We start from the raw sequence: 17549 nt of genomic DNA, 5'->3' as shown, positions 1-17549 counted from the left end.
TAGCGGAGATCGCGATGTCATCCGCGGACGCCGTGCCGTCGTTCAGCACGATGCTGCCCGCGCCGGTTGCCAGCACGATGTTGCCGTTGCCGGCGGTCGTGATGACATCCGACTGGATCGCATCGGTGGTGGCCGTCACGCCAGCATCGCTGCCAACGCGCTGGATGGTCACGCTCACGTCGCCGACGATGAGGCCGTCGGTCTCGGACACATACACACCGCCCGACGTGGCACGCGCGGTCAAGGTTCCGACCGTCGTTTCCAGATGGTTGACATTGGCACCGATACCGACGCCGGCATTCACACGCAGACCCGCGGCGGTGATGTCGACGCGCGTGTCGTTGCTAACCACACCGTTGCTACCCGCAACCAACGGATCCGCATCGATGACCGAGCCGGCCGTGGCGGTGATCGCCACATTGGCGTTGGTCAGGATCGTGCCGACCGTCACGTCCAGCGCGGCCAGCAGGCGGATGTCGCCCGATGCTGCGGTGAACAGGCTGTCGATGGACTGCGTGATGCTGCCCGTACCTGCCAGCACGTCGATGCTGCCCGCACCCGCTGTCCGCAGGTCGGCCGTGCCGGTGAAGGTCACCGACGCGGCGGCCAGCAGGCTCAGGTTGCCGGTGCCCGACACGATGTCGGCGTTGGCCGTCACGTTCGTGCCCGCACCCAGCGCCTGGATCAGGACATTGCCCGAGCCCTGCGCCGAGACGGCGATGTCGTTGGCGGCTGACGTGCCGTCGGTCAGCACGATGCTGCCCGCGGCCGTCATCAGCACGATGTTGCCGTTGCCGGCGGTCGTGATGACGTCGGACTGGACGGCGTCCGTCGTGCCGGTCACGGCGGCATCGCTGCCGACGCGCTGCACGGTCACGCCCACATCACCGATGACCAGATCATCGGTTTCAGACACGTACACGCCGCCCGAGGTGGCACGCGCGGTCAGGGTTCCGACCGTCGTGTCCAGATGGTTGATGCTGTCACCGATACCCAGGCCCGCAACCAGGCGCAGTCCCGAGGCAATGAGGTCGATGTTGATGTCGTTGGCGCCGCCCACCAGCGCGTCGGCATCCAGGATGGCGCCGGCGGTTGCAGTGATCGACACATTCGACGTCGTGGTGATCAGGCCCACCGTCGCGTTGATCGCGGCCAGCAGGCGGATGTCGCCGGCAGCCAGGAACACGCTGGTGGTGGATTGGGTGATGCTGCCCGTGCCGGCTTCGACGTCGAGCGTGCCCGCACCCGCGGTGCGCAGGTCGGCCGTGCCCGTGAAGGACACGGAATCCGCGCCCTGCACCGTCAGGTGGCCCGTGCCCGAGACGATGTCGGCGTTGGCCGTCACGCTCGTGCCCGCACCCGCGGCCTGGACCAGGACATTGCCCGAACCGTTGGCCGACACGGCGATGTCGTCGGCGGTGGTGATGCCGTCGGTCAGCACGATGCTGCCCGCCAGCGTCATCAGCACGATGTTGCCGTTGCCGGCGGTCGTGCGGACATCGGACTGCGCGGCGTCGGTGGTCGCGGTCAGCGACCCATCGGCAGCCACGCGCTGGATGGTGGCGCTGACGTCACCGATGATCAGTGCGTCGGACTCGGTCACATAGACACCACCGCTGGTGCCGCGCGCGGTCAGCGTGCCGACCGTCGTTTCCAGATGGTTGACGGCAGCACCGATACCAAGACCCGCGTTCAGGCGCAGGCCCGACGCGATCACATCGATGTTGCTGTCGTTGTTGCCCGCAACCAGTGCGTCGGCATCCAGGAGGGAGCCGGCGGTGGCCGTGAGCGACACATTGCCCGTGGTGCTCACCAGGCCGACCGTGACGTCCTGCGCAGCCAGCAGGCGGATGTCGCTGGTGGCGCTGAAGATGCTGCCCGCCGACTGCGTGATGCTGCCGGTGCCGGCTTCGACGTTGATCGTGCCAGTGCCGCTGGTGCGCAGGTCTGCCGTACCCAGGAAGACCACGCTGCTTGCACCGATCACCGTGAGGTGACCCGTGGCCGACAGGATGTCGGCGTTGGCGGTAATGCTGGTGCCCGCGCCTTGCGCCTGCACGAAGACCGTGCCGGTGCCGTGCGCCGCGATGGCGATGTCGTCGGCCAATGCCGTGCCGTCATTCAGCACGATGTCGCCCGCCGCCGTCACCAGCGCGATGTTGCCGTTGCCGGCCGTGGTCACGACGTCGGATTGCACCGCGTCGGTGGTTACGGTCAGGCCTGCGTCACGTCCGACGCGCTGGATGGTGACGCCCACATCGCCGACGATCAGGCCATCGGCTTCACGCAGATGGATGCCGCCCGACGTGGCGCGTGCCGACAGCGTGCCGACTTGCGTGTCGAGCACGTTGATCGCGCCGCCGATACCGGTGCCCGCATTCAGGCGCAGGCCCAAGGCAACGATATCCAGGCTGCTGTCGTTGGCGCCGCCCACCAGGGCGTCGGCATCGACGATGGAACCGGCCAGGGCCGTGACCGCCACGTTGGCGGTCGTGGTGACCAGGCCCACCGTGACGTCTTGTGCCGCCAGCAAGCGGATGTCGCCCGCGGCGCTGAACACGCTGCCGGTCGACTGGGTAATGCTGCCGATGCCCGCTTCGACGTTCAGGGTACCGGCGCCTGCGGTGCGCAGATCGGCCGTGCCTGTGAACACCGCGGCGTTGGCGGCCAGGATGGAGATATGACCGGTGCCCGAGACGACATCGGCGTTGGCCGTAATGCTGCCGTCGGCGCCCAGCGCCATCAGCAGGATGCGGCCCGAACCGTTGGCCGACACTGCGCCATCGTTGACCAGCGTCGCGCCGTCATTCAGCACGATGCCGGCTGCGCCGCTGACCAGCACGATGTTGCCGTTGCCGGCAGTCGTGATCAGGTCCGACTGCAGCGCGTCGAGCACGGCCGATACGGCGCCGCTCATGCTGACGCGCTGGATGGTCGCGCTGACGTCGCCGATGGTCACGCCATCGGTTTCCGTCAGGTAGATGCCGCCACTGGTGGCGCGTGCCGTCAGCGTGCCGACGGTCGTTTCCAGATGGTTGGCAGCGTCACCGATACCCAGACCGGCGTTCATGCGCAAGCCGGCCGCGACGATGTCGAGATCGCTGTCGTCGGCACCCGCTACCAGGGCGTCGGCATCCAGGACCGAGCCCGCCGTGGCAGTGATCGATACATTGGACGTCGTGGTGATGCGGCCTACGGTCACGTTCAGTGCAGCCAGCAGGCGGATGTCGCTGCTGCTGCCGAAGATGCTGGTGGTGGACTGCGTGATGCTGCCCGTGCCGGCTTCGACGTTGACCGTGCCGGTGGTGGTGATGTCGGCGGTGGCGGCAAAGGTCACCGAGCCGCCGGACAGCACCGACACGTTGCCCGAACCGGAGATCACGTCGGCGTTGGCGGTGATCGTGCCAGTGGCCGACAGGGCCTGCAGCAGCACGTTACCGCTTGCGGCGACCACGGCGGCATCGTCTGCCGTCGCGGTGCCGTCATTCAGCACCAGGTCGCCGGTGTTGGTGCGCAGCACGATGTTGCCGGTGGACCGGACATCGGATTGCGCCGCGTCGGTCACGACCGTGGTCGCGCCGGTGGTCAGCACCCGATTGACGCTGACGCCAACGTTGCCGACGGTCAGGCCATCGGTTTCCAGCAGGAACACCGTCGTGCCCGCCTGGACCGTCAACGTGCCGACGGTGGTTTCCAGATGGTTGATGGAATCACCGATCGCCAATGCGGCGTTCAGGCGCAGGCCCGAGGCGACGATGTCGACGTTGGCATCGTTGGCGCTGCTGACGAGCGGGCTGGCATCCAGGATGGACCCGGTCGTCGACGTGATCGAGACATTGCCCGTGGTGGTGATGTCGCCTACGACGGTATTGATATTGGACAGCACGCGGATGTCGCCGCTGCCCGCCGCGAAGGCGGACGTGGCGCTCATGGTGATCGCGCCTGTGACGGCGGTGACATCGATCGTGCCCGTGCCGCCCGTGCGCAGGTCGGCCGTCGGCTGCAGGATGATTGCACCTGCCTGCACCGTGATGTTGCCCGAGCCCGACAGCGCGTCGGCCTGCAGGGTCATGCTGCCGGTGGTCGACAGCAGCACGTTGCCGCTGCCGTGGGCCGACACCGACGTGTTGTCGCCGTCCGACCCTTCCGACAGCGTCAGGACTGCCGCTCCCGAGCTGGCGCCGGCGGTGATGACGATGTTGCCGTTGCCGGCGGTCGTGCGCAGATCGGCCTGACCGGCATCCAGGACGGTCGTGAACAGACCATCGGTGCCGATGCGACCCACGGCAACGATGACGTTGCCGATCGCCAGGTTGTCCGATTCGCTCACATAGATGCCGCCCGACGTGGCGCGTCCGGACATCGTGGAGGACGTGGTTTCGATACGGTTGCCCGAGGCGCCGATACCGATACCTGCAAACAGGCGCAAGCCCGTGGAAGCAATGTCGACCGTGCCGTCGTCCAGACCGCTGACAAGGTCATCGGCGTCGATGATGGAACCGGTCGTGGCGGTGATGCCCACGTTGGCGGTTGCCTGGATGAAGCCTACCGTCACATCCACGTTGGCGAACACGCGGATGGACTGCTGGCTCACGAAGCGGCTGGTGTTGGACTGCGTGATGCTGCCGGCGGTGGCTTCCACGTCGATGGTGGCGTTGGTCGAAATGATGTCCGCGCCTGCCGCGTAGGTCTGCGACCCAGCGGCGATCGCGCTGATCCGGCCCGTGCTTGCCACGATGTCCGCGTTGGCGTTGGCGATGATGTCGCCACCGGACTTCAGCAGGGCCGTGCTGGTGCCGAATGCCTGGACGGCAACGCCGTCGGCATCGCTGCCCTCGGTCAACGTGATCGTGCCACCTGCCACCAGAACGATCGGTGTCAGGGCGGCCGTGCTGCGCAGGTCGGATTGCGTGGCATCCACCACAGCCGACAGTGCGGCGGCGGTGTCGACGCGCTGGACGGTGACACTGACGTCGCCAATGGTGACGGCATCGGTTTCGGCCAGGAACATGCCGCCCGAGCCGGCGCGCGCACTCAGGGTGCCTACCTGCGTTTCCAGCGCGCCATTGTTCAGTGCGACGCCGATGGACGCGCCTGCAAACAGTCGCAGTCCCGCGGCGATGACGTCGACACTGGTGTCGCCAGCGGCATCGGCATCCAGGATGCTGCCCGCGCTGGCGATCAGGCTGACGTTGCCGGCGGTCGAAGCCAGACCCAGGGTAATGCTGGCTGCGGCAGCGATCCGGATGTCGCCGGTGGCCGCAACAAACTGCGACGTGGCAGCCTGCACCACGGACCCGGCGTAGGCGATCACGTCCAGCGTGCCCGCGCCGCCCGTGCTGACGATCACATTCGCATTCAGCGTCAGCGCTGCCGACGAGGACAGCGAGACGTTGCCGTTGCCGCTTTGCGCCGACGCGTTGAGCGTCAGGGCGCCTGCCGTTGCCTGGAGCAGCAGGTTGCCGCTGCCGTTGGCGACGACGCCGGTGGTGCCAGCCGTGCCCGCCTGGACCGTGACCGCGCCGGTGTTGCTGACCAGCACGATGTTGCCATTGGCCGTGGTGACCAGGTCTTCCTGGACGGAAGCGGCCTGCGCCGTGGCGCCGCCTGCCGCAGTCACGCGGTTGACGATGACCGACACGCTGTCAACCGTGACGCCGTCCGTCTCATTCAAGAAGATGCCGCCCGCGCCAGCCCGCGCAGACAGGGTCGTGACCGTTGTTTCGAGTCGATTGTTTGCCGCGCCGATGCCGCCCGCCGACGTGAGCTTCACGCCCGCTGCGGTGATGTCGACTTCGGTATCGCCTGCGCTATCGCCATCCGTGATCGAGCCGGACGTGGCGATGATGCTGACGTTGCCCGTGCCTGCCGCGACGGTTTCGATGACGACGTTGCGCGCGGCCGTCAGGGCAATGTTGCCACCACTGTTGGTCGTGGCAACGCCTTGGGCCTGGAGGATGTCCTGGCCCGCGATCTGCTCGATCGTGGTGCCCGCCGAGCTGGCGACCACATTGGCGCCTTGCAGGATATCGCGTCCGGCCAGCAGGCTGATGCTGCCAGCGTTCGACACGATGCGTGCTTCGATGACGAGGTCCGAGGTTGCGCCGCCGGCCTGCAGCAACAGGTTGCCCGCGGCGCGGGCCCCCAGCGTGCCGACATCGGTGTCGCCTTCGTGGACCGTGATCGAACCGGCCAGGGTCGTCAGCACCAGCAGGCTGCCCGACACGACGTCGGATTGGATGCTGTCGGTGGTCGAACTGGTGGATGTGACGCCCGACTGCAAGACACGGTTCGCAACGATCGCAGCGGTTTCGCCGATGTCGATAGCCGTCGATTCCGTGACAAAGAAGGAGCCGGTGCCCGTATTGGCGCTGATCAGCACGACTTCGGTTTCGAGCGCATTGATGCTCGTGCCTGCGCCCGCCGTTGCGTTGATGCGCAGCGAGCTGGCGAAGACGTCGACCGAATTGGCCACGCTTTCGGTGTCGTTATCGGCGATACCCAGGCCCGTGAGGCTGACCGCGCCCCACGATGCCTGACCCGCGATCGTGCTGCCAAGCCGGTCCGAGGCCGTGCGTGCATCGACTACGCCTATCGTGACGAGTCCCCCGCCGTTGACGCGGATGTTGCCGCCCGCGGTCTGCAGGACGGTGGCATCAGCCATGGAAATGGCGCCGCCTGCCTGCACGTCGATGGTGCCCGTGCCGGCGGTGACGAGGTTGACCCCGGCGGCCTGCGTGATCGCCGTACCGGCGATGACACTCAGGTTGCCGGCATCGGACTGCGCCGTCGCATTCAGGGTCACGTTGCCGGCCGTGGCCTGCAACAGCAGGTTGCCCGTGCCGTTGACACTCACGCCCAGCGTGCCTGCCGTACCTGCCTGCACCACCAGGTCACCCGTGGTGCTGACCATCACGATGCTGCCGTTGGCCAGCGTGGCCAGGTCTTCCTGGACCGTGGCGGCGACCGGCGTGGCGACGGCTGCCGCGTCCACATGGTTGACGCCGACCGACACGCTGCCGATCGTCACGCCATCCGTTTCGTTCAAGAAGATGCCGCCCGCGCCTGCCCGTGCGGACAAGGTCGTTACGGTCGTTTCAAGCAGGTTGCCCGATGCGCCGATACCCGTGCCGGCCGTCAGCTTGACGGCGGTTGCGGTGATGTCGGACTCGGTATCGCCCGCGGTGTCGCCATCGGTGATCGAACCCGAGGTGGCGACGATGCTGACGCTGCCCGTACCGGCATTGATCGTTTCGATCACGACGCTGCCTGCGGCGGTCAACGCGATATTGCCGTTGGCGGTGCTGCTGGCAATGCCCTGCGATTGCAGGATGTCGCGGCCGGCGATCTGTTCGATCGTCGCGCTCGCCAGCGTGGCAGAGACGTCGCCGCCCTGCACGATGTCGCGGCCGGCGACCAGGCTGATGCTGCCTGCGGTGGCCAGGATGCGCGCTTCGAGGACGATGTCCGCTGCCGCGCCGCCTGCCTGCAGCAGGATGTTGCCGACGGCGCTCAGACCGAGCGTGCCGGCATCGACATCGCCTTCATGCACGGTGATCGAACCGGCGGTGGTGGTCACGACCGCGGTACCGCCCGAGATCAGGTCGGATTGCAGGCTGTCAGTCGCGTCCGTCGTGGTCGTCGCGCCCGATACCAGCACGCGGTTGGCCGCAATCGCGGCCGTCTGGCCGATCTCGATCGCCGTCGCTTCCGTCAGGAACAGCGCGCCCGTGCCTGCATTCGCGCTCAACAGCAGCACTTCAGTTTCAAGGGCGTTGGTGCTGGCGGCGATGCCTGCCGTGGCGTTCAGGCGCAGCGCGCCTGCATAGATGTCGACCGCGTTGGCGGTGGCTTCGGTTGCATTGTCGATCAGCGTCGAGCCCGTCAGACTGACGGCGCCCCACGTGGCCTGGGTCGTCAGGGTCGAGCCGGCGCGATCGGCTGCCGAACGGGCATCCAGCACGCCGACGGTGACGGCGCCAGCCGCCGCCAGGCGGATGTTGCCGCCCGACGTCTGCATCAGGGCGCCGTCGGCCATGGTGATCGCAGCGCCCGACTGGACATCGATCGAGCCTGTGCCGCCGGTGACCAGGGTGCCCGCTGCCGACTGCGTGATGGCGCCCAGGGCGATCACGCTCAGCGAACCCGTGCCGCTGGCCACGCCTGCATTCAGCGTGATCGTGCCCGGCACGGTGGCCCAGTTGGCGCTCAGCAGCACGTTGCCGCTGCCGTTGGCCGACACCGCCTGGCTGACCAGCAGGTTGCCTGCGTGGGTATTGCCGTTGGTGATGACGATATTGCCGTTGCCGCCCGTGGTCGTGACGCCCGCTTGCGCAGTGTCGCCGCCGTTGAACGTGGCGAACGCACCTGTGGCGTCGACGCGATTGATCGCGACGGCCGCATTGCTGCCGATCTCCAGGCCGTTGCCTTCCGACAGGTAGATGCCGCCGTTGCCCGCGGTCGCGCTGAACACGCTGATCGACGTTTCGATGATGTTGGTCGAGGTGCCGAATGCCGCACCCGCTGACACGCGCAGGCTGCCTGCCGTGATGTTGACCGACTGCGTGCCGCTGTCGAGGTCGGCGTCGGTAATGGAGCCGGTTGCTTTCAGGCTGACCGCGCCGGCCGACACGCTGCCGGTGGTGACCGAGCCCAGAATGATGCCGCCGCCGGCGGCATCCAGGCGGATGTTGCCGGCGTTGGTCAGGATGCGCGATGCCGCGTCGAGCGCGATGCCGTCGTCGGCCGCAAGTTCGATCGTGGCGCCGGCCAGGGTGGTTTGCACCTTGCCGCCGCTGGTGGCGACGATGCCGTCAGCCGACGACAGCGAGATGTTGCCCGCCGCGGACGTGACGTCCGACCGCAGGTCCAGCGTGGCCGCCGTGCCTTCGACGGTCTCGCCGCTGCGCAGGCGGATGTTGCCCACCGTGCCCGTGCTGCGGACCGAGCCTTCGACCACAAGCGCGCCGTTCAGCGTCTCGATGGAGATCAGGCCACCCGTGCCCGCCACGTCCACGGACTGGCTGCCCGAGGTGGTCAGGCGCAGGCCCGTGGCTTCCTTGACGAAGACACCGCCGCTGGTGGTGTTGCTGGCGCTCAGTTGCGCAACGCGTGTCTGCAGCGCGGCCAGGCCGGTGCCCACGCCCGTTGCGGCCGACAGGCGCAGCACGGCGGTATCGCCGTCCACGTTCGGGGTGTCGCCCGTCAGGTTGTCGGTGATGCTGCCCGCGGTGGCCGTCAATGTGACGTTGCCGCCCGCTTCGATCAGGCTCAGGGCGATCGACGTGCCCGCCGTCATCAGCACGGCGCCGCTGTTGCCCGCATTGAGCGCGCTGACGCGCTTGCCGTCGGCCATCGAGATGGCCGTGCCTGCGTTGACCGTGACCACGCCGCCTGCACTGACGATGTTGCCGCCGATCGTGACCGCGCCGGTCGACGAGGTGACCGAGACCGCGCCGCCCGCCGTGGTGAGCGTGCCGAAACGGGTGGCGTCGTCGATGAGGGTGGCCGCGCCCGTCGCGGTCAGCGTGATGCTGCCGTTGGTCGAGCGCAGTGCCTGATAGACGTTGATCTGACCGTTGGCGACCGTGGTGGCCGACGCGGTCAGGGTGATGTTGCCGTCACCGACCGTGCTGATGCCGGTCCCGGCCGCGTCGACCGTGATGGCGCCGTTCAGCGTACTGACGGAAATGTTACCCGGGTTGGCCGCATTGGTTTGCTGGATCGACAGGATGCTGAGGTTGCCCCCGGCTGCGGTTTCGCCGATGACGATGTCGCCCAGGGCGCCCGTGTTCACCGCCGAGATCGAGATGACCTCGGTGGCGCCCAGCGTGATGCCGTTGGCGGCGTGCACCGTCAGGATGCCGGCGCGAATCGGCTCGTTGTCGATGAAATCGACGTTCTGCGGGCTGGTCTGCGTGACCGAGCCGTTGGCCGAGTACAGGGTGATGTTCTGCACCACGCCCGAATTCAGGCGGGCTTCGACCTGGTTGTTGACCTTGATGTCATTGACCGCGTCGAGCGTGATCGTGCCCTGCACCAGGAAGCTGGCGCTGGCCGTGGTCAGGTCTTCGACGGTGATCGAACTGCCGTAGATCACCACGTTGTCGCGCAGCGTCGGATCGGGCGACGCAGTGCCGCCGATACGCACGGCGCCGGTGTTGGACAAGGCGTGCGCGCTCGCGCCGTGGCCGATGATGATGTTGGTGAACCCGTCCGCCAGCGCGCGCAGGTCGGTGTTGTCCAGGTTGAGCGTGTTGGTCGAGATCGAGTTGCCCGGCGAGCCGAGTTCGATGTTCAGGTTCGTGGTGCTCGGACGCAGGATGAGTTCGCCCGTGCCGCGGATGGTTTCGGTGCCGCCCAGGAAGTCGATTTCGTTGGCATCGATCTGGATGGTGCCGCCGCCCGTCACGAGCAGGCCACCCTTGAAGATCACCTGGCTTGCGCCGGTGATGATCAGGTTGCCGCTGGTCAGTTCGACCGTGCTGTTGAACGTGACGATACCGCTGGCGGTAATCGTCATGCTGCCGTTCAGGATCACCGACCCGTTGAACGTGACGTCGTTCGGCAGGTTCACCGAGCCGGCGACCGTCACGCCGTTGATCGTCAGGCCTTCCAGCGGATCGGCGCCGCCCACCGGGCCCGAGATGATGATGTTGTCCGGGGCCAGCAGCGTCAGCGTGTCTGGCGTGCCGTCACCGTTGCCCGACACGAAGTGGGCCGTGTTGCCGCCCAGCTGGATCGAACCGGTGCCGTCGGTGCCTGCGGTGATCGTCCGGTTGCCCGCGAAGGTGGTCGAGTCGAGCACCGACACGTCGGCATCCGACGTCACGTTGGCCGCGTAGTCGGTCGTATGGCCGGAGCCTTCGATCACGAACGACGAATTGCCGGTCAGGACGATGTCCTGGTTGATGAACACGTGACCGCCGATGATCGGCGTCTTGATGACCAGCGTGTCGGTCAGGTTGATGCTGCCCCCCACGCCGGATTCACCCAGGTACACCTTGTTGCTGCTGGTGTCGCTGCCGATCACGATCTGCGAGAAGCCATCCTGCAGATGCGAGAGCGACGTATTGCTCAAGTGGAAGTTGTTCGGGTCCAGCTGCGAACCGGACGTCTTGACGTCGCCCAGCACGATCGCAGCCGTCGGGCTGGTTGGCATGAAGGTCAGCGTGGCGCCCGCGCTGCGGACGTCCGCGGCGATCGACACCTGGTTCGAGCGGATCGTGATGTCCTTGCCGCTCGCATCCATGGCGTTGACGATCTGCTGTTCGCCGTTGAGCGACGACACATCCGTCTCGCCACCGCGCGAACCGCTGGCGGCCGCATCGGAGAACACCTGGATCGAGCCGGTCGCCAGCACCACGACGTCTTCGCGGTCGCTGCTCGACACCGTCAGCGTGTTCGCGTCGACGATGATCGACAGCGGGCTGAACGTGAAGCCGCTCACGTTCTGGCCCACGGCGTCGCGCACCGCGATGGTCAGGTTGCCGCCCGTGGTCTGGAGCATCGGACCGCCGGCGGTACGCAGCGTGATCCCGTTGGCCAGATGGCCCGGGATTTCGTGCGCCGCAATGCCGGACGTGATGATCTCGCCGGTCAGCTCGTTCATGGTGAACTTGCCCTGGCTCAACACCCAGGCCAGCTCGGGATCGAAGCCGCCGTTGCGCATCAGCCAGCCTACCTTGCTGGCGTCGTTGACCAGCGCGCCCTTCATGGCGCGCACCGTCACGTCGCCGCTGCCGACCACGTGGACGCCGGCGCCCAGCGTGATGTCGCCATCTTCGGCCGTCAGGATGACACTGCCGCCGGTGGTGTTCACCGATGCATTTACCGTCAGTGCGTCGCCCGCATACAGCGAGACAAGCGCGCTGGTGGCGCGCACGCCGTTATCGGTGACCAGGATGCTGCCCTGGCGCGCAATGATCGAGACCTGTCCGGCCGCCTGCTGATCGACACGCGTCAGGATCAGGTCATCCACGTCCTCGATAAAGACCGCGCCGAAGCCCTTGTTGATGAAGTCCAGCACCCGGACCTGGGTTTCGATCGGGTTGCCGTTTTCGCCGATGCCGCCTTCGGCACGGATCATCAGCGTCGCGTTCGACGCGATGATGTCGGTCGTGCCTTCCGCGACGTCGAGCACGCCGCCGCTGGTGATGCTGAGAACGCCTTCGTTGGACGTGCGCAGCTTGCCCAGCAGGATGGCGCCGCCGGCGGTCATGGTGATCGTGCCGGTACCGGCGCTCACCACGGTTTCGCCAGTCATGTCCATGCCGCCCGTGCCGGCTGCCAGCAGGACATCGCCGGCGTTGGTCGTGACATCGCCCTGGGCCGACATGGTCAGCCCGGCCCCGCCGCGCACCGTGACACTGCCCGTATCGCTGACCAGCGCTTCATTGACGATCAGCGCGCCGCCGGTCGTCACGAGGTTGATGGTGGCGTTGCCGACCACGCTGATCGCGCCGTCCAGCGTCATGGTGCCGCCCGACTGCAGACGGACTGCGGCATGCGAGGTGCTGAGCGCCTGGGTGACGACCATGCCGTCGGCTTCGAACACCGTGATGGCCGCGCCCGCGGTGATCGTGAGCGTATCGGCTTCGATGGTGCTGACGACCGTGCCGTTGACCAGCTTGCCGGCCGAGATCGCACCGGTGGCCGTCAGGGTGACCGCGCCTGCGGCAGTCATGCTGTCGATGACGATGCTGCCCTGGGTGCTGGTGATGTTGACGGCGCCCGCGGTGCCGGTAATGGCGCCGATGCGGATGTCGCCCGATCCGAGGATCGTGATATCGCCGCCGTGCATGTCGATGCCGGTGATCGACAGGTCGCCGGTCTGGATGACCGTCAGGTTGCCCGCGCCGGTCAGCGTGACCTGCAGCGTGCCGACGTCGGACGTGATCGTCAGGTCCTCGCCGGCCTTGACGGTCAGCGAGCCCGCGGTCACCTTGCCGCCCAGGGTCAGTGCGAAGGTCGCGCTGAGGTTGACGCTGCCGGTGTCGCCGACGTTGATGTCGGACACCACCACCAGGTCCTTGCCCGCGCCCAGCGTGATGGACTCGCCGTTGTGCGTGGGCATGTTGACGATCGTCAGGTTGCCCGTGACGTTCATGCTTGCGTCGCCCGCGCTGCGGTCCGGCACGATCACGATGTAATCGCCGATCTTGGTCAGGGCCTGCACCGCACCCGCATCGCGACTGGTCGCGCGCAGATCGAATGGCGTGTTGGCTTGCAAGGCCGTCAGCGTCAGTTCGCGGGACGCGCCCGAGACATCGACGCGGACTTCGCCGCCCAGCTCGATCTTGTATTCGAGCGCCGAGAGGACCGAGGCCCAGTTGGCGGCAACCGTCGCACCGTGGACGACATCGCCCACCTTGACGGTGTAGGTATTCAGTCCGAGCTGGACCGTGTAGTCCACCCCGGCCTTGACCGTGCCGGCAAAAGCCAGCTTGCTGACCTGCGAGGCATTGGTGCCCGCGGCCTGAACCACCGAACCGGTGTCGACCACGCCGTTGGCCACATCGGCTTGGTAGTGGTGCACCACCGATGCCTGCTCGACCGTGAAGCCGTCGTTCGCGACCAGCGCGGTCAGGACCAGCGTGCGCGTGGCGGCGTCGATGGCGACGCTCATCTTGGTGCTGCCCTCGCCCTGCACGATGCGGCTGGCCAGGGTGTTCAGGACCGAAGTCCAGCTGGCAGTCACGCCATCGGTACCGACGGTCACGCTATAGCTGTGGCCATTGACGGCCACCGAGAACGCGTAGCCGGACTGCAGGCTGTAGCCCGCGGTGGCCGGATCGGCAAAGCTCAGCGACGACTTCTGCGAGGCCAGTTCGCCGGCTTCGCGATCGGTCGTGATGACCGGTGCGATGGCATTGGCGCCTGCTGGCGCCGCGGCGCTGAACTCGAGGTTCTTGGTCTCGGCTTCCAGACCGATCACGGTCTTGGCTTGCGCCGTCACGCCAAAGCTGGACGTGGCGCCGGTGAAGGCGCTGGTGCTCAGCACGGTCAGCACGCCGCCGGTGCCGGCCGCCGCGCTCTGGTTGTAGCTTTCAATGAGCTTGAAGCCGCCGTCCTGGATCTTTGAAGACAGCAGCGAGGTAACGATCTGGGCGGTATCGCCCGCGACCGCCGCGTAGCTGTAGGCCGTGCCATTGACGGTGACCGTGTAGACCGTGCCCGTGGTGACGGTCAGGGCCGACAGATCGAACGTGCGGCCGTCGTACGAGGTGCCGTCGATGGCTTCGCCCGCCTCGACCACCGACACCAGCGCGCCGCGCAGGCTTGCCCAGTCGGTTACGGTGAATTGGCTGGCCGCCGCGGCGTAGGTTGCATGCGCATCCACCTGCGCCGCCATGCCGGCGACGACCTGGGTCAGCGTATTGCCGGCGACCGCGGTGTAGGTGAATTCGGTTGCGCCGACCTTGATGATGTACTGGTTGCCCGCCGTGATCGTCAACGACGTCAGGTCCAGGTGCTTGCCGGCCTGCGCCGTGTCGATCTGCGTGACGCCGGCCTGGCCGGATACGACGGTCTGCGCGGTGCGCGCGACCATGCTCATCTGCGCCGCCACACCGCCATCCTGCACGGTGATGACGCTGCCGCTGACGGTAGCCTTGAGCGTGGCGTCGGCGTTGATCAGGGTGGTCAGCGCACTGGCGATGTCGCCGGCGCTCTGGCCGGCGGTGGCGACCGTGTCGAACGTCTTGCCGGTCGCGACCGTCACCGTGTAGTGGGTACCGGTCGAAATCGTCATGCCCGACAGATTGATCGTCGGGCCTAGCTTGGCGCTGACAGGCGCCGAGAAGCTGTCGGTAATGGCAGCCGTGCCGGCGCCACTCGAAATCGTCAGGACATCGGTGGTGGCGTTGTAGGTGGCGACATAGCTGGAGCTGGCGTCGATGAGCGAAGCCAGCGCCGTGCCGACGCTGTCGCGGTCCGACGAAGCCGTGGCGGTCGTCGAGAACGTCGTACCGGCGATCGTGACCGTCAGCACCGTGCCGTTGGACGGCGCGGCCAGCGAACCGAAGTTGATGGTGCGCGCGCCGTCGGTCACATTGGTGACGGTGCCCGTGCCGTAGGCGCTGTCGGTCTGCAGTGACTTGACGTCGACCGTGATGGTGCTTGCGCCTGCCCCGGTGATGTCAACGAACTGGTTATCGCCCTGGTGCACGACATACTCGTGCCCGTTCAGCGTGACGCCGTAGACCTTGCCGGTCTGCAGGGCGCTGGCGCTGTCGAACATGACGTTGGTGTGCTGCGACTGGTCGAAGCCCGCGAACACGTCGCCGGCGCCGGTGACGATGGTTGCGCCGTCCTTGGCGACGCCGCCCGTCACGAGGGTCGTGGCCGGCGTGGTCAGGGAGGCACCGTTGATCGTGAACGGCGTGTTGCCCGTGTCGGCGCTCAGCAGCAGTTTCAGGCCGTCGGCATCGACTGACACGGTCAGGTCGGTTTCGCCAGCTTCGATCAGGGTCTTCAGCGACCCGAGCAGTGTGGCTGCCGTGTCGTTGGCGACCGCGGTCACGCTGTACTGATGGGTGTTGACGGTGACCGAATAGGTTTCGCCCGCTGCCGGGGTTGCGCCGAAGACGACGGCGCTGATCTGCGGTACCACGCGGCCAGCCGCGGTCAAGGTGACCGGGTCGACGTTGACGATGGCGCCGCCCGCTTCCAGCAGCGACTGTTCCGTTACGGTGCTGAGCGGATTGTAGGTAAAGCCATTGCCCGCCACGACACGGACTTCGACATCGCTGCCGTTGCCGTGCTTGGTCGGATCCGACAACAGGGTCGTGGTCGCCGTGCCGTTGATGGTGACGCGATAGCCGTACAGGTCGGCGGTCTGGTCATCGTAGGCGTTGAGCACGACCGTTTCACGGCCCTGGGCATCCAGCGTGGTGACCGACGCCGCCTGCCATTCGCGCACGCCGCCCAGCGCATCGGCGGTGATGTTGCCCGATGTCTTGGCCGCGCCCAACGACGACGCGGTTTCGACCAGGTCGACGTACATCGTGCCGCCGGCACGCAGCGAGATGTCGCTGCCGCCTGCAAAGTTGCGCACTTCGCGCACGAACAGGTTGCCACCTGCCGCAATGTCGATGGCGCCGTTGCGGGCGCTGGCCAGCTCGACCGTCAGGCCGGTGGCTTCATTGATGCTGATGGCGCCGTTCTGGGTCGAACGCACCGAGACCGTGTCGACCAGCGTGTTGAGCTGGATCGCATTGGTGGCGAGCACGTCCAGGCGGTCGGAAATGTAGACCGATGCGCCGTCAGTCGTGACGTTGGTGGCGATCAGGTTCAGCTTGCCGCCGGCCGTGGCCGCGGCCACGATGCCGCTCTGCACCGCCAGGGTGCCGGCCACATCGATCGTGACGTTGCGGGCCGAGTCGAACCCGGTCAGGCCGCCCACGAAACCGCTCAGGACAAGACTGCTCTCGACATCGACAAAAATGTCGTTCTTGGCGCGCAAGTCGAAACGCGACGCCGGCAGCTGATTGATCTGCAGGTTGATGAAACCCGTGTCGCTGGCAACGGTGCTGGCGTTCGACTGGGCATTGCTCTGGTTGACGTCGACCAGTTGTTTCGCCTGGCTGGTGCCAAGCGCCTTGACGATCACATCGTCGATGGCCGACCCGGCGGCCGTGCCGTCATAGTGCGTGGCTTTGACGTTGATGGTGCCCTTGACCACCACGTCCTGCCCCGCGATCAGCTCGAGGTGGCGGTTGACGGTAATGGTGCTGCCGATTAGGCTCAGCCCTTCGCCGGTTTCCAGAATCAGCGTGTCGCTGGTCAGGGTGGTGGGCAACAGCTTGGTGACCGGCGTGCCGTTCGACTGCGTCGTGCCAAAGATGAAGTAGTCCCCGGCGCGATATTCCATCCACTCCGGCGCGTTGAAGAATCGATAGAGTTCGATGGTCTTGCCGGCATCGAACACCACCCCCCGCGTATACGACAGGGAATCGCCGCTTGTGGGCTGGCGCACGACGATGCTGCCATCGGTGCTGACGAGCTTGATCGTGTCGGCCGACACGCGGCCGGTGGCATCGACCAGCACGGTGCCTTCGGCGGTCAGGCTCACCATCGAGCTGCCGGTGGCCGGCGTCACGGTGGTCTTGGCCTGGATGACTTGCAGGCCCGCGAACTTTTCGTGGTTGCCGTCGGTATCGACCAGCTCGATGTCGCCGGTGGCCGTCGTGGCGTCCAGTTCGTTGACTGCGGTTTCCAGACCGGTGATGCCGGTCGCCGCACGCAGCGTCAGGCGGTTCGCCACCACGTCGACGGAGATGTCGCTATAGCCTTCGGTGATCGCGCCCAGTGTCGACACCAGGGTGATATTGCCCGACGAGCTGACGGCGTTGACCTGCACGCCGCCGATGGTCGGCAGCGCATCGGCCGCGCCCAGGTAGATGCCGGCCGATGCATGACGCACGAGCAGGTCCTGGCGGGCCGTGATGGAAATGTCGTTGTTGTCCTTGTTGGTCTTGAGCGTGACGTTGACCACGTCGATGACGCCCTGGCCCGTGGCGGTGAAGCTGCCATCGGCTACCGACACC

Annotated in this window: 1 protein-coding gene (only partly in view); it reads right to left on the bottom strand. The window is 66.8% G+C overall.

This entire window lies inside a single protein-coding gene on the bottom strand: locus HD883_RS25400, encoding an LEPR-XLL domain-containing protein (protein ID WP_179590425.1). The 58233-nt coding sequence extends 12344 nt beyond the window's left edge and 28340 nt beyond its right edge, so the window shows coding positions 28341–45889 (codon 9447, partial, through codon 15297, partial); reading right to left, the first codon wholly in view occupies positions 17546–17548. The start codon and the stop codon both lie outside this window.

Origin of the sequence: Pigmentiphaga litoralis (assembly GCF_013408655.1) — a bacterium.
Classification (GTDB): Bacteria; Pseudomonadota; Gammaproteobacteria; order Burkholderiales; family Burkholderiaceae_B; genus Pigmentiphaga; species Pigmentiphaga litoralis_A.
The sequence above is the reverse complement of the archived record's forward strand: the minus strand, read 5'-3'. Positions and strand labels throughout refer to the sequence as shown.